Annotated in this window: 14 protein-coding genes; 12 read left to right on the forward strand and 2 right to left on the reverse strand. The window is 41.5% G+C overall.

Annotated features, from left to right (window positions below):
• Positions 1–82: 82 nt before the first annotated feature.
• The 3 genes from QUF94_RS09335 to QUF94_RS09345 all read left to right on the forward strand — a co-directional run bounded on the left by QUF94_RS09335 (position 83) and on the right by QUF94_RS09345 (position 3,685).
• Positions 83–718 (forward strand): helix-hairpin-helix domain-containing protein, encoded by a 636-nt coding sequence (locus QUF94_RS09335; protein WP_289315611.1) that lies wholly within the window; start codon positions 83–85, stop codon positions 716–718.
• Positions 719–792: 74 nt separating this feature from the next.
• Entirely contained in the window at positions 793–1,353 is a 561-nt protein-coding gene (locus QUF94_RS09340; RefSeq protein ID WP_289315612.1) for a ComE operon protein 2, read from the forward strand.
• Between the two features lie 25 nt (positions 1,354–1,378).
• A complete protein-coding gene (locus QUF94_RS09345; protein ID WP_289315613.1) occupies positions 1,379–3,685 on the forward strand; it encodes a DNA internalization-related competence protein ComEC/Rec2 in 2,307 nt (768 codons plus the stop codon).
• A 75-nt stretch (positions 3,686–3,760) separates the two neighbouring features.
• Here QUF94_RS09345 and QUF94_RS09350 read toward each other — a convergent pair whose 3' ends face one another.
• Positions 3,761–3,895 carry a YqzM family protein gene (locus QUF94_RS09350; protein WP_289315614.1) on the reverse strand — a complete coding sequence of 45 codons (135 nt, stop codon included), beginning with the start codon at positions 3,893–3,895 and terminating at the stop codon, positions 3,761–3,763.
• A gap of 341 nt (positions 3,896–4,236) precedes the next feature.
• Between QUF94_RS09350 and holA the strand changes: the two genes are divergently transcribed.
• The gene (gene holA, locus QUF94_RS09355; RefSeq protein WP_289315615.1) at positions 4,237–5,253 is read left to right on the forward strand and encodes a DNA polymerase III subunit delta; all 1,017 of its coding nucleotides are present in this window, start codon (positions 4,237–4,239) and stop codon (positions 5,251–5,253) included.
• An 88-nt stretch (positions 5,254–5,341) separates the two neighbouring features.
• Here the strand turns inward: holA and rpsT are convergent, their stop codons facing one another.
• Positions 5,342–5,608: a 30S ribosomal protein S20 gene (rpsT, locus tag QUF94_RS09360; protein ID WP_034308554.1), complete on the reverse strand. Its 267-nt coding sequence runs from the start codon at positions 5,606–5,608 to the stop codon at positions 5,342–5,344.
• A 286-nt stretch (positions 5,609–5,894) separates the two neighbouring features.
• Between rpsT and gpr the strand changes: the two genes are divergently transcribed.
• From gpr to dnaK, 8 genes are all read left to right on the forward strand, one after another.
• Positions 5,895–7,013, forward strand: coding sequence for a GPR endopeptidase (gene gpr, locus QUF94_RS09365; RefSeq protein WP_289315616.1), 1,119 nt, complete (start codon positions 5,895–5,897; stop codon positions 7,011–7,013).
• 86 nt (positions 7,014–7,099) lie between these two features.
• Positions 7,100–8,299 carry a stage II sporulation protein P gene (spoIIP, locus tag QUF94_RS09370; RefSeq protein WP_289315617.1) on the forward strand — a complete coding sequence of 400 codons (1,200 nt, stop codon included), beginning with the start codon at positions 7,100–7,102 and terminating at the stop codon, positions 8,297–8,299.
• Between the two features lie 20 nt (positions 8,300–8,319).
• Positions 8,320–8,643, forward strand: a complete 324-nt coding sequence (locus QUF94_RS09375; RefSeq protein ID WP_289315618.1) for a YqxA family protein — start codon at positions 8,320–8,322, stop codon at positions 8,641–8,643.
• A gap of 176 nt (positions 8,644–8,819) precedes the next feature.
• Positions 8,820–10,655: a translation elongation factor 4 gene (gene lepA / locus QUF94_RS09380; RefSeq protein WP_289315619.1), complete on the forward strand. Its 1,836-nt coding sequence runs from the start codon at positions 8,820–8,822 to the stop codon at positions 10,653–10,655.
• Between the two features lie 89 nt (positions 10,656–10,744).
• Positions 10,745–11,896, forward strand: a complete 1,152-nt coding sequence (hemW, locus tag QUF94_RS09385) for a radical SAM family heme chaperone HemW (RefSeq protein ID WP_289315620.1) — start codon at positions 10,745–10,747, stop codon at positions 11,894–11,896.
• A 124-nt stretch (positions 11,897–12,020) separates the two neighbouring features.
• A complete protein-coding gene (gene hrcA, locus QUF94_RS09390) occupies positions 12,021–13,049 on the forward strand; it encodes a heat-inducible transcriptional repressor HrcA (protein ID WP_289315621.1) in 1,029 nt (342 codons plus the stop codon).
• Between the two features lie 98 nt (positions 13,050–13,147).
• Positions 13,148–13,744 (forward strand): nucleotide exchange factor GrpE, encoded by a 597-nt coding sequence (grpE, locus tag QUF94_RS09395; protein ID WP_375089561.1) that lies wholly within the window; start codon positions 13,148–13,150, stop codon positions 13,742–13,744.
• 37 nt (positions 13,745–13,781) lie between these two features.
• Positions 13,782–15,614 (forward strand): molecular chaperone DnaK, encoded by a 1,833-nt coding sequence (gene dnaK, locus QUF94_RS09400; protein WP_289315622.1) that lies wholly within the window; start codon positions 13,782–13,784, stop codon positions 15,612–15,614.
• Positions 15,615–15,893 lie beyond the last annotated feature (279 nt).

Below are 15,893 nucleotides of genomic sequence, written 5' to 3' on the forward strand. Positions count from 1 at the left end.
ATTGATACTCCTAAAAACACTATGTATTTTTAATCTGTCCTATGACAATGTATCTTGAGAAATCAAACAAGGAGGCAAAGAAATGGATAAAATTTTAAAAAAGAAAATGGCGTTGATTACCGTTGCAGTGGCATCTGGGGCAGCGGGAATTTACTTTTTTTTGCAACCAGGGGAGGATCCGGTTGATACGGAAGATATATTTTCCGTTACGGCAAAAGGAGATGAAATCGAACAAAGTGAAAATGAAACGGAAACCGAACCGGTAATCATTAAAGTGGACGTTAAAGGGGCTGTACAGGTCCCAGGGTTATTTACGGCACAGGCAGGTGACCGGGTGATCGATTTGATTTCGGCTGCAGGCAGTTTTACGGACAAGGCCGATAAGGATAAAGTGAATTTTGCCCAAATCGTTGAAGATCAAATGGTCATTTATGTACCGGAAATAGGTGAAGAAGACAAAGGGAACTTGGAGGACATATCAGTCGTTTCGTCTGGTAATGCTGCTTCCAAAGGGACATCAGAAGGACGGGTGAACTTGAATACAGCTACCCAGGAAGATTTAGAAACCCTGACGGGAATTGGACCATCCAAAGCGATTGCGATCCTGGAATATAGGGAAACGGTAGGGAAATTCAAGCAGGTAGATGACTTGAAGAAGGTATCGGGAATCGGCGATAAAACGTTTGAAAAGTTACAGGAGTACATTTCGGTGCAATGAATGATTGAATATGCTACACAAATGAACGGGAAGAGGGTAAAATTGAAGAAAATCATTGAGTAAGGGGATACAACATGAACAGGATTAGTTGGGATCAATATTTCATGGCGCAAAGCCATTTATTAGCTTTAAGGAGCACATGCACACGCCTCACTGTAGGAGCGACGATCGTCCGGGATAACCGAATCATTGCTGGAGGATATAATGGGTCAATTGCTGGCGGAACCCACTGTATTGATGATGGCTGTTATGTAATTGATAATCATTGTGTCAGAACGATACATGCTGAAATGAATGCACTTTTACAATGTGCGAAATTTGGAGTGCCTACTGATGGGGCTGAAATATATGTGACGCATTTTCCATGTCTGCAGTGCTGTAAATCACTCATCCAAGCTGGAATCAAAGCTGTTTATTATGCGGAGGATTACAAAAATCATCCATATGCTCTGGAATTATTTAAACAGGCTGGTGTCAAGACCGAAAAGGTTGAAGCAAAAGGGGCCATCGATGTTAATGGAAAAGAAAAAAAGGACTTTGTGTTCTCATTGCTAGCTCAACTTGAACGAACAGGTCTGGAAAAAGAAGCTGTATTGGAGCTGGAAAAGCAGGCCAAACAGATATTTGACAATTAAATCTTAAATCGGACGGGGGGCAGGCATGGCTAGGCACCTTCTCTTATTAGCCGTCTCGGCCACATTTGGAGTTTCGGCCCATTCATTTTTAAATGTAAGGCTTTTGATCATTATCTTTATTTTTCTCTGTTTCCTTTATTTTTCGGTCGGGTTAAGTGTGAAGGCCCTTAGCATTCATTTAATGATTATGGGGATTTTTTTAGGGGCCGCCTCCTTCTCCAATCACCGAAATAACACGGCCTATCATGGAACGGAAAGCCAATTTATCATCACATTTACCGATCAGCCGAATATAGATGGAAATTCATTAAAAGGATTCGTGGGCAGTGAGAAAGGCGAACGGTTAATGCTTCGTTATAAAATCAACACCGAACAAGAAAAGGAAAAGCTGGGCCAGCTTCTGCGTATCGGTTTATCCTGTCCTGCTGTAGGGAACTTGCAAATTCCCGACAAAAACAGGAATGAAAACAGTTTCGATTATCAGCGCTACCTTTTCCGCCAAGGCACCCATTGGATATTTAACGCTGATTCCATATCATTTCGAGAATGCCAAGAAGTTGGAAACTCGATTGTCATTTCGATTCGTAATTTGCGCCTGAAGGGAATTACGTATATTAGAGAACACTTTCCGGAAGAATCGAGCGGTTTTGTCGCAGCACTCATATTCGGCGACCAGACATATATAGATGAAGGTGACCTTGCTAATTATCAGCGGCTGGGTCTGGTTCATTTACTGGCGATTTCCGGTCTTCATGTCAGTTTTTTAACGGGGATGTTATTTTATCTTGGCATCAGGGTTGGAATTACAAGGGAAAGAATGATGGTGGCCATCCTGATTTTCCTTCCAGTTTACATGATACTCTCAGGTGCTAGCCCATCAGTGGTAAGATCCTGTTTAATGGCTATGCTTTTCTTTTTACTCCTGCTATTCAAGAAGCGGATCTCGGCGGGTGCCGCAATCGGATCGGTTTATATGGCACTATTGTTTTTTCAACCTAATATGCTCTATGATATAGGTTTTCAGCTCTCATTCGCAGTCACTTTCTCCATTATCATGTCTTCAAGCATTTTCTTAAGATACCCCAAAAAAACGATGCAGCTATTCATCATCAGTTCCATCTGCCAAATGGCAGCCCTTCCCATTTTGCTTTTTCACTTTTTTGAAGTATCTTTTCTTGGCGTGTTCTTGAACGTATTGTATGTTCCGCTTTATTCGATCATTTTGCTTCCATTTTCATTAATTACCCTCTTCATTCATTTATTACTGCCTTCCCTGGGGCAGCTCCTCATAACTATATTGAACTTCACCTTCATACTTTGTAATAAAGTCGCGGATGCAGCATCCGAGTTGCCACTAGCCTCCATTGCGTTTGGAAAACCACCCTTCATCATGATGGCATTACTTGTTATTTCCCTTTTAGGGTTATACCTGGCTTGGGATGAATCTTTTGGAAAAAGTAAAATTTGGTGCGGAATACTGATTGTCCTATTACTTCTTCAATATAATTTACAAAGGTTCTCACCTTTTGGTGAAGTACAGATGATCGATGTTGGACAAGGTGATTCCATTTTAATTATCCTGCCGTTCAATCGCGGTAATTATTTGATTGATACGGGTGGACAAATTACATTTCCAATCGAAACATGGGCAAAAAAGCGAAAGAAGTTCAACACGGCGGATGATATCATCATTCCATTATTAAAAAGTAAAGGAATCCACCAATTGGACAAACTGATTTTAACCCATCCGGATGCAGATCATATGGGAAGTGCAGGAGAATTAATTGAGAATTTCAAAGTTGGGGAGATCGTCATAGGAGGCTGGAGTGAGGAGCATTATCGGAATTTGGATTTTGTGTCCATGGCAAGAGATAAAAAGATGAAAATGACCGTCTTGAAGAGGGGGGACCATTGGGTAGTGGGCGGAGCGCAGTTTTCCGTGCTAAGTCCATATGAAAAGGAAGACAATAAGAATGATTCATCGATAGTCCTTCACTCAGAGATTGGGGGATTGTCATGGATATTTACTGGAGATATGGGAGAAGAGGGCGAAAGGGAGCTATTAAGCACATTTCCGCAGTTGCAGGCGGATATCTTGAAGGTTGGTCACCATGGCAGTAAAACTTCTTCTTCCACGTTATTCCTTGAACAGCTACAGCCGAAAGCTGCTCTTATTTCGGTTGGAAAAGAAAATGGCTACGGTCACCCACATGGAGACGTAATTGGGAATCTGGAGGGAAATGGCATTAAGGTGTTCAGGACGGATGAGGATGGATCTATAATTTATAAGTATTACAAAAGGAGAGGAACCTTTCGGAAGACACTTCCATAGTATGTAGAAAATCAAAAAGAAAGAGACTGCAACGGCAGCCTCCATCAGGAAAAATAAGTGCATGTAGTAATGAAATCAGGATCCGACAGCTTTAACGACGACAGCTATGGTGAACAAGGCAGCGAAAAATACAAAAGAACCGATGAATCCCATAGCGGAATCAGCGACGTCATCTGTCTTGGATTGGACATTCTTTTCGAATTCGTTCATTATTACCCCTCCTATTTCTGCTAATAGTATAAAACATTACCAAAAAAAAATCTACAGGCTTCATTTCTTCATTTCCTTTACTGACAAGAGTTGTCACAAATAGTTTGGGATTTTGAGGTCAAAATAAAAGTACAAACAAAGCAAGCGAAAAAAGAAAAGCCAATTTTTGTTCTACATGAATACTTTACCCGCTTTCAAGGAAGATTACCCGGGCCTTTCTTGAAAGTGTTCATATAGATCCGGAATTAGTCCTTTAGGGGGCTAGTTCCCTTTATAGCTTGTCAAATGGTCCATCCACCTATACCATTAGAGAAGAATACATAAAAAAGAGGCGGATTCTATTGGTATTAGACGTATGGAAAAGTATAAAAAAAGGGCAGTTCGCTTCAGTATACTTGTTATATGGAACGGAAGCCTACCTAATTAATGAAACGAAGCAGCTATTGATCGAGAATGTCCTTCACGAAGATGAGATGGATTTTAACTTTTCTCAATTTGATTTAGAAGAGACGCCTGTTGAAACAGCGCTTGAAGATGTCGAAACCCTCCCGTTTATCGGGGAAAGGCGCCTTGTTTTCATGCAAAACCCATTTTTTTTGACAGCAGAAAAAACGAAGTCAAGAGTTGAACATAATGTGAAAAGACTGGAAGCTTATTTGGCTGATCCGGTTCCTTATTCTATTGTCGTTTTGACCGCACCTTATGAGAAACTGGATGAACGGAAGAAAATCACCAAGGAACTGAAGCGTAAGGCGGTTCTCGTTGAAGCGAAGAAGCTTGGTGATCATGAGTTAAAGGTGTGGGTGAAGGAGCGGGTAGAAGCTTCTTCTGTCCAAATAGATGAACAGGCTACAGAGCTTTTACTTGAACTTGCAGGAACGAATCTGATGATGCTGACGAATGAACTGGATAAAATGGTCCTTTATGCAGAAGCTGATAAACATATTACGGTCGAGATAGTGGAAAAGCTGGTCGCTAAATCCCTTGAGCAGAATATCTTCACGCTAGTTGATCATGTCTTACAGCGGAAGATGGAAAGTGCCATGACGATTTTACACGATCTGCTCAGGCAGAACGAAGAGCCGATCAAGATCTTAAGTGTCATGGCTGGACAAGTCAGGCTAATGTATCAAGTGAAAGAGCTTTCCCGTCAAGGCTATAGCCAGCAAAAAATTGCGGGACAACTGAAGGTGCATCCATACAGGGTGAAACTGGCACTCGAAAAGACGGGGAAATTCCAGGAACGCGAGCTGTTGTCCATCATGAACGACTTAGCGGAGGCGGATTATAAAATGAAGACCGGCCAAGCCGATAAGGCGATCACGCTTGAGCTGCTGCTTTTAAAAATCAGATCATAAAAAAGGTGGCAGGAACCCTGCCACCTTTTTTATACGAAAAAACACGCACAAAAAAAACGATCCAATTGGATCGTTTAATTTTGTGTCATTATGCGTTAAGAGCGTTAAGTCTTTTCGCTAAACGAGATTTTTTACGGGCTGCCGCATTTTTATGGATTAATCCTTTAGATGCAGCTTTGTCTAATTTCACAGCAGCTGTTAATAGAGCTTCTTTAGCAGCTTCAACGTTTTCACCAGCTAATGCAACTTCAGCATTTTTCACTGTAGTACGCATAGTTGATCTAACAGTAATGTTATGAACGCGTTTTTTGTCGTTGATTTTTACACGTTTAATAGCAGATTTAATGTTTGGCATTCCGTTCACCTCCTACAAAGAAATCGAGATTATATGAACTCGACTTTTCAAATCCATATCAAATAGCACAAGTGATATTCTATCAGACTGCTCATAAATATGCAATACTTCAGATTGAGAATCGAAAAGGAATTATAAAAGGAATTATAATTTCAGTAATAAATTCATCTCGTCATAATTCATTGTATCAAAAAAATGAATAATAAAAAAGCAAAAACGACAGAATGTTTAAGAGAGACCATGAAAATTACTAGATTAGATACAATTCAAACATCAGGAGGCCGTTATGGAAAATAATTTGGACCTTAGTGAATACGGAATTCGAACAGATTTGGCGATTGAAGCAAAGGAAATTGCCCTTGAACATAAAGGTGTCGTTGAGGAAGTGGATGTATCCCATATTGAAGGGGTCATAATTAAGGAAAAAGAAGTGGAAGATCTGAAGGTATCCTTAGTCGAGGTCACGGCTGAAGGGGAAAAAGAAATCGGTAAAAAACAGGGCAGCTATTTGACCATCGAAGTCCAGGGAATCCGCCAGCAGGATACGGATACTCAGCAACGGGTGGAAAAGGTGTTTGCCAATGAACTGGCGTACTTCTTGAAACGGAATAAAATCACCAAGGAAAGCAGTTGTTTAGTTGTCGGCCTTGGTAACTGGAATGTTACTCCCGATGCTCTGGGACCTGCAGTCGTTGAGAACCTTGTAGTCACAAGACATTTGTTCGAATTGCAGCCTGAGTCGGTCAAGGAAGGCTATCGGCCGGTCAGTGCGATCTCCCCTGGTGTGATGGGGATTACGGGAATCGAGACGAGTGACATCATAAAAGGAGTCATCGAAAAAAGTAACCCTGATTTCCTGATCGTCGTTGATGCATTGGCTGCCCGTTCGATTGATCGTGTGAATTCCACGATTCAAATTACGGATACAGGCATCCATCCAGGGTCTGGTGTTGGAAATAAACGAAAAGAATTGAGTCAGGCTACCCTGGGAGTTCCTGTTATAGCCATTGGAATACCTACCGTCGTGGATGCCGTATCGATAGCAAGCGATACGATTGATTATATCTTGAAGCACTTTGGCAAGGAAATGAATGAAGGGGACAGACCATCCCGTTCGTTGGCACCCGCTGGATTCAGTTTTGGAAAGCGGACAAAGCTGACCGAAGAGGATATGCCAGGTGAACAGGAACGCCAAACTTTCTTGGGAATGATAGGTGTCCTCCCTGATGAAGAGAAACGGAAATTGATTTATGAGGTGCTTTCGCCACTTGGTCATAATTTAATGGTTACGCCCAAAGAAGTGGATGTTTTCATTGAAGATATGGCCAATTTGATAGCTAATGGATTAAATGCTGCCCTGCATAATTCAATAAATCAAGAAAATACGGGCTACTATACCCGTTAAATCATTTTCAGTGCCCAAAAATGGTGTTCTACCCTTTCTAGCAAAGTCATAGGTATTAATAGACAAGCTATAGAGAGGGTGGAAAGATGAAAAGAAGAAATTCCCCAGGGATCATAACAGCTATTCACGGATCAACAATAATAAAAACTTTTCTAGGTATTCTCGCCTTGCTTCTTTTTGTATTTTCAGTCAGTGGTGTCATGACTTCCCTAAGACCGGAGTATCGGATATCTTCGAATTCCGTACATACTGTAGCCAACCAATTCTCGGGAAAAATGCTGTTCTCGATGCTGGCCAATGAAAACCATTATTTTTTTAATGCCCTGCCAGAAGGTAAGCAGGAATCGGTTATCACGAATCAATTGATAAAAGTCTCGACTAACATTTCATTGGAGGACCCGAGAAGTTTACTTGGCAGGGAACTTCCTGGCTTTTCGATTTTTGATAATGAGATCCTCGTGGCTGGTGAAGGAACGAATTATACGAATATGCCGTATGAATCCTCGCCGCCAGTAGACGTCCTGAATGAAGAAAGGGATGCATCCCTGCAAAACCTGGATGAGATTGAAGAACCGGAAAAAGGAGTGGCCAATCAGCCGAATCAAACGACCAATGGACGGAAAGTGGTCGAGATTTACCATAGCCATAACCGGGAATCGTATCTTCCTTATTTAAAAGGGGTGACAAATCCGAATCTAGCCTACCATTCTAAAATCAATATTACGAAATTGGGGGAACGAATGGTGGAGGACATGGCTGATAACGGGATAGGGTCATCGCTTGATAAAACAGATATCATGGGCAATTTGAATAATAAAGGATTGAATTATGCCAAATCCTATCAAGAGTCTCGTAAATCCGTTCAGACTGCGTTGGCTACCAACAAAGATCTAGAATATATCATTGATATCCATCGTGATTCTAAACGAAAAAAACATACGACCATTAACATTAACGGTAAAGATTATGCCAAGATTGCCTTCGTGGTCGGGGGCAATAACCCGAACTTCGAAAAAAATGCAGCGCTTGCCAATAAGCTTCATAAAGCTTTGGAGAAAAAATACCCAGGCATTTCACGAGGGGTTATGAAACAAGGCGGAGCGGGGCAGAATGGAGTATACAATCAGGATTTGTCAAGCAATGCCATGCTCTTGGAAATTGGCGGTGTTGATAATACTTTCGAGGAAATGTACTTAACCGTTGATGCCTTTACCGATGTTTTCAGTGAATTTTACTGGGATGCCAAAGCGGTTGATAAAACGACTGGGGAATCGGAAGCGAAGTAAGTTGAAAGGAGTTCTCTATCATGGTTCGGTTTTGGTTGAAATGTACAGGGATTGTGCTCGTATTATTTTTAGGTGTTTTGATTGGAATGCAGCAAGCGAACGATGGGATGAAAAAAATGAAGGGGTATGAAGATCCCTCTTTGAATAGTGCATTCATTATTAACCAATCGGATCAAGGGGAGATGGAAGCGGATATTCTTGGCGAAAAAGTAACAAGTCATGATTTGGAGACGAAAAAAGAAAAGCTTGAAGAAATGAAAGCTTTCAACTTTTTCTCATCGGTCGGCAAAACGCTTGGAGATACGATATCAGGGGCCTTTCAAGCACTTATTGATATGATTTAAGTATGAAATAAGTTGAGTGTGCCCTATCAAAAGGTTGCATCCGAATCCGGAATGCAGCCTTTTTTTATCCTTTGCCCTACAATGATGATTCTTTTGTAACTATTCTGTTGAATCTTGCATTTTCTATTGATATAATAAAAAATAGTGTATTGTGTCGACTAGTGGGAGTGAACGTCATGAATAGAGAAGAAAAATTAAAAAGACAATCAAAGATTCGTAACTTTTCCATCATCGCTCATATTGATCATGGAAAATCTACATTGGCGGATCGTATCATTGAAAAAACGAACGCAATGACTCAGCGTGAAATGAAGAGTCAACTGTTGGATTCCATGGATTTAGAGCGAGAGCGTGGAATTACGATTAAATTGAATGCGATTCAATTGAAATATAATGCGAAAGATGGCGAAGAATATATTTTCCATCTTATTGATACACCGGGACATGTCGATTTTACGTATGAAGTTTCACGAAGCCTTGCAGCGTGTGAAGGTGCTGTCCTTGTTGTCGATGCGGCACAGGGAATTGAGGCCCAAACGCTTGCAAACGTGTATTTAGCTTTGGACAACAACCTGGAAATCATTCCGGTCATCAATAAAATTGATTTGCCGAGTGCCGATCCGGAACGGGTACGTGGAGAAATCGAGGAAGTAATCGGATTGGATGCTTCCGATGCAGTTTTGGCTTCCGCTAAAGCGGGAATCGGAATCGAGGAGATTTTGGAGCAGGTCGTTGAATTGGTGCCAGCACCACAGGGAGATCCCGATGCCCCGTTCAAGGCGCTTATTTTCGATTCACTGTTTGATGCGTACCGCGGTGTGGTTGCCTATATCCGTGTTGTTGAGGGTTCCATTAAAGTGGGCGACAAAATCAAAATGATGTCCACTGGCAAGGAATTTGATGTAACCGAATTGGGTGTCTTCAATCCAAAAACCCAGCTTTTGGATGAACTTAACGTCGGTGATGTAGGTTTCCTTACTGCCGCCATTAAAAACGTTGGTGATACGACTGTTGGTGATACGATTACCAGTGCCGTGAATAGTGCGACAGAGCCATTGCCGGGTTACCGGAAGATGAATCCGATGGTATATTGCGGTTTATACCCAATTGACGCATCGAAATTCAATGATTTAAGGGATGCATTAGAGAAGTTGGAATTGAACGATTCAGCGTTACAGTTCGAAGCGGAATCATCGCAAGCATTGGGCTTCGGTTTCCGTTGCGGATTCCTTGGACTCCTTCATATGGAAATAATCCAGGAACGGATTGAACGTGAATTCAAAATTGATCTGATCACCACTGCGCCAAGTGTTATTTATGATGTGATCCTGACAGACGGAACGGTCCTGAAAGTAGATAACCCGTCCAATATGCCGGATGCTCAAAAGATTGAACGAGTCGAGGAGCCATATGTCAAAGCAACGATGATGGCACCGACAGAGTTCGTCGGAACGATCATGGAAATCTGTCAAAATAAACGCGGTAACTTCATTGATATGGAATATATCGATGAGACTCGTGTGAGCATTCATTATGAAATACCATTATCGGAAATCGTTTATGATTTCTTCGATCAGTTGAAATCCAATACTAGAGGCTATGCTTCATTCGATTATGAGTTGATCGGCTACAAACCGTCCAAGCTTGTGAAGATGGATATCTTACTGAACGCTGAAACTGTGGATGCGTTGAGTTTCATCGTTCATAAGGACTTTGCTTATGAACGCGGTAAAGTCATTGTTGAAAAATTGAAGAAATTGATTCCAAGACAACAATTTGAAGTGCCGATCCAAGCAGCGATCGGGCAAAAGATCGTGGCCCGTTCTTCGATTAGTGCAATGCGCAAAAACGTATTGGCTAAATGTTACGGCGGCGATATTTCCCGTAAACGTAAGTTGCTCGAAAAACAGAAAGAAGGTAAAAAGCGGATGAAACAGGTAGGTTCCGTTGAAGTGCCGCAAGAAGCTTTCATGGCTGTTTTGAAAATGGATGATACGACACCGAAAAAATAAATAAAATAAACGATAGATAGAAAAAAGAGGGTAGAGGAGATCTAGCCTCTTTTTCTATCGACTCATTCGATTAAAAGGTTGTGAACACAATGATTAAAAGCGCCTACCTCCATATACCATTTTGTGAACATATTTGTCACTATTGTGATTTTAATAAAGTATTTTTACAGGGACAGCCGGTCGACGAATATTTACAGATGATGAAAAGGGAAATGGTGATGCAACTTTCCAAATACCCGACTGCAGGTTTGGATACGGTTTTCGTCGGTGGAGGGACACCGACCTCCCTAAATGAAAAGCAGCTTGCTTTTTTATGTGAAGCGATCAATGAAACCCTGCCATTTGATCCAAAAAAGGCTGAATATACATTCGAAGCCAATCCAGGGGATCTTTCGCGAGAAAAACTCGAGATACTTTATCATTCAGGTGTCAATAGACTTAGCTTTGGAGTGCAAAGCTTCAATGATGAATTATTAAAGCGAATAGGCCGGACTCATCGGGCTTCTGAAGTATATGAAACGATTCATTTGGCTCAAGAAGTTGGCTTTACGAATATCAGCATCGATTTGATTTACGGATTGCCGGGACAAACTATGGAAGATTTCAATGACACGTTGGATAAAGCGATTGCCCTTCAATTGCCGCACTATTCCAGCTACTCATTGATCGTTGAGCCGAAAACGGTTTTTTATAATCAGATGCGAAGGGGTAAATTAAACCTGCCGCCGCAGGAGCTCGAGGCTTCGATGTATGAGAAGTTGATGGAAGAGATGGAGAAGCATGGACTGCATCAATATGAAATCAGTAATTTTGCCCGTGCTGGGTTTGAAAGCCGGCACAACCTGACATATTGGGATAATGTGGAGTATTATGGGATTGGTGCCGGTGCACATGGCTATACTGGAGGAAAAAGAGTGGCCAATCATGGACCGGTGAAGAAATATATCACACCATTGATGGCGAACCAGCTGCCTGTATTGGAGGAACGCCCAGTACCGCTTCATGAACGGATGGAAGAGGAGATGTTTTTGGGTCTCCGAAAAACGGAAGGAGTTTCATTGGAAACCTTCAAGAATAAATTTTTTGTTGAAATGACGGAGATTTTCAGGAAACCGCTCGAAGAAGAAGCGGCAAAGGGTCTGCTTAAGGTGGAAGGCGGGTTCGTGCGCTTGACGGAGCGGGGGAAACTGCTTGGAAATGAAGTGTTCCAATCATTTTTAGGCATAATTGATTCCGAGTGAAGTTAATCCATGTTATTTTAACGAGTAATTAGCGGTTTTCATTGTTGACATCATAAGCTTCATTTGATAATTTATTAGTATATTAGCACTCGAAGAGACAGAGTGCTAACAGAGGTGATCATACATGCTAACTGATCGTCAATTATTGATTCTACAAGTGATAATCGAGGATTTTATCCATTCTGCCCAGCCAGTCGGGTCACGAAGCTTGTCGAAGAAAGATGAAATTACGTTCAGCTCTGCCACAATTCGCAACGAAATGTCTGATCTTGAAGAAATGGGATTTTTAGAAAAAACCCATACTTCTTCCGGTAGGATTCCTTCTGAAAAAGGGTATAGATATTATGTGGATCATTTACTTTCTCCTCAAGCTCCGAAAAAGAATGAAATGAAGATATTAAAATCCGTTTTTGTAGAACGAATTTATGAATTGGAAAAGATCGTTCAGAAGTCAGCGAAAATACTTTCGGAACTGACGAATTATACGGCGATTGTACTGGGGCCAAAAGTGAATGAGCATAAGCTGAAGAAAATCCAGATCATTCCTTTGAGCCCGGAAACGGCAATAGCCATCATTATTACTGATACAGGTCATGTGGAAAATCGAATGATTTCCTTACCGCCTTCTTTTGATATAAACGAAATTGAAAAGATGGTGAACATATTGAATTCCCGTTTGGTCGATGTTCCGCTAGTTGATCTAAAGGATAAGATCTACAAGGAAGTGGCTGTTCTTTTGAGCCGTCACATCCATAACTATGGATCGATGGTCTCTGTCCTGGCGGATACCCTAACGGACACAAAGCCCGAAAAAATATTTTTCGGCGGGAAAACGAATATGCTAAGGCAGCCTGAGTTCCATGATATTGCTAAAGTAAGCACGCTTTTATCGATGATTGAGCAGGAGCAGGGTTTTTATGAACTCATTACTCAAAATCCATCGGGCATCCACGTCAAGATTGGCCGTGAAAACCAAAACACAGTGCTCGATGACTGCAGTTTGATTACGGCAACATACTCAATCGGGCAGGAGCAAGTGGGCACATTAGCCATATTGGGTCCGACGAGAATGGAATATTCGCGAGTGATCAGTTTGCTTTCGTTTTTCTCGAAAGATTTAACGGCCCTAATGACAAAACTGTATCAAAAATAGTAGCAAAGGTAATATTGTTAAGGTGGCGGAGGTCATATTCCGCAGCCTGACCTATTACTTTAGCATAAATTGTATAACCCTTTTAGGGAGGTGAGATTGTGACAGAAAATAAAAATGAAGAAAAAACATTGGAAAATGAAACAATCGAGGAAAGCGCTGCAGAAGCAGTTTTCGCTGAAGAAGAAACTCCAGCAGAACAAAACCAAGAGGAAACTCCGGTTGAAAAAGATGAACTTCAATTGGCTCATGAAAAGATTGCTGAGCTTCAGGCAAAAATCGAAGAAATGGATAACCGTTATCTTCGTCTGCAGGCCGATTTTGATAATTCAAGACGCCGTGCCAAGCTTGATATGGAGGCGGCTCAAAAATATAGAGTTCAAAGTATTGCCAGTGATTTAGTGGAAGCTCTTGATAATTTTGAAAGAGCTACAAAAATCGAAGCGGAAAATGAACAGACGAAATCCCTGCTTCAAGGCATGGAAATGGTCTACAAAGCGATTACTGATGCATTGACTAAAGAAGGCATCGAACCGATCAGTTCGGTTGGTGAAGAGTTCGATCCGCGTTTGCATCAAGCGGTCATGCAAGTTCAAGATGAAAACTTCGGTTCTAACATCGTCGTCGAGGAATTCCAAAAAGGATACCTTCTAAAAGACCGTGTGATTCGACCTGCAATGGTTAAAGTGAACGAATAAGATTATTACATATAAAAAATTGGGAGGTAGTGAAACTATGAGCAAGATTATTGGTATTGACTTAGGTACAACAAACTCTTGTGTATCTGTACTTGAAGGCGGGGAACCAAAAGTAATCCCGAATCCAGAAGGAAACCGTACAACACCATCCGTAGTGGCATTCAAAAATGGAGAAAGACAAGTGGGGGAAGTGGCAAAACGCCAAGCGATTACAAACCCTAACACAATCATTTCCATTAAACGCCATATGGGTACCGACCATAAAGAAGTAATTGAAGGAAAAGAATACTCACCTCAGGAAGTTTCTGCAATCATTCTTCAATACTTAAAATCATACGCTGAAGAGTATCTTGGCGAAAAAGTTACAAAAGCGGTTATCACTGTACCTGCTTACTTCAATGATGCAGAACGTCAAGCAACTAAGGATGCTGGGCAAATTGCTGGTCTTGAAGTGGAACGTATCATCAACGAACCTACAGCTGCAGCACTTGCATACGGTTTGGATAAAACGGAAGAAGATCAAACGATCCTTGTATTCGACCTTGGCGGCGGTACATTCGACGTATCGATCATGGAACTTGGAGATGGCGTTTTCGAAGTTAAGTCCACAGCCGGTGACAACCGTCTAGGTGGAGATGATTTCGACCAAGTCATCATCGATTACCTAGTTGAAGCATTCAAGAAAGAAAACGGAATCGACCTTTCAAAAGATAAAATGGCGGTACAACGTTTGAAAGATGCAGCTGAAAAAGCGAAAAAAGATCTTTCCGGCGTAACTTCAACTCAAATTTCATTGCCATTCATCACAGCTGGGGATGCTGGCCCGCTTCACTTGGACGTAACGATGACTAGAGCAAAATTCGATGAGCTTTCTTCAGGTCTTGTTGAGCGTACTATGGGACCAACTCGTCAAGCATTGAAAGATGCTGGCCTTTCAGCATCTGAAATTGACAAAGTAATCCTTGTTGGTGGATCTACACGTATTCCTGCGGTTGTTGAAGCGATCAAAAAGGAAATCGGTCAAGAACCAAGCAAAGGTGTAAACCCTGATGAAGTAGTGGCTATGGGTGCTGCAATTCAAGGTGGCGTATTAACAGGAGATGTTAAAGACGTTGTCCTTCTGGATGTAACTCCACTTTCACTTGGAATTGAAACGATGGGCGGAGTGTTCACGAAACTGATTGACCGTAATACTACGATTCCAACTAGTAAATCACAAGTATTCTCGACAGCGGCTGATAACCAAACGGCAGTTGATATCCATGTTCTTCAAGGTGAACGTCCAATGTCAGCGGATAACAAAACGCTCGGTCGTTTCCAATTGAGTGACATTCCACCTGCACCGCGTGGAATTCCGCAAGTTGAAGTGACATTCGATATCGATAAAAATGGTATCGTGAACGTTCGTGCGAAAGATCTTGGCACGAACAAAGAACAAGCGATCACCATCAAATCATCTTCAGGACTTTCTGATGAAGAGATCGAACGCATGGTACGTGAAGCGGAAGAAAATGCCGATAGCGATAAACAACGTAAAGAAGAAGTTGAACTTCGTAACGAAGCTGATCAATTAGTCTTCCAAACGGAAAAAACGCTTAAAGATCTAGAAGGTAAAGTGGACGAAGCGGAAGTAACAAAAGCAAATGAAGCGAAGGACGAACTGAAAGCTGCAATCGAGAAAAATGAGCTTGAAGAAATCCGCGTGAAAAAAGATGCACTTAATGAAATCGTTCAAGCTTTGACAATGAAGCTTTATGAAGAATCGGCAAAAGCTCAGCAAGCTGGCGAAGCCGGTGCTGGCGAATCTGCTAAAGACGATAATGTCGTCGATGCAGAATACACGGAAGTTAACGAAGAAGAGAAAAAATAAAAAGTGACCCAATCGGGACACTGATAAATATTGGGCAGTTCATTTCTGCCTGCCATTGTAGAAAAGTCAAAGTCAGGTTATCTTGACTTTGGCTTTTTTTACAATGAAGGGAATCATTGTCAGGGAGCGTTGGCATCTGGTTTTCTTTTAATCTTACAATCGCTGTTGGGGAATCATGGGATTTTAGAAATAAATATGTGCAATTTGGGGCTGGCATTACCAATTACAAAAAAGTGTTAAAGCCTGTTTGTACTTTTCTAGTTGATTATTATCTTCGTT

Origin of the sequence: Peribacillus sp. NJ4, from assembly GCF_030348345.1 — a bacterium.
GTDB lineage: Bacteria > Bacillota > Bacilli > Bacillales > DSM-1321 > Peribacillus.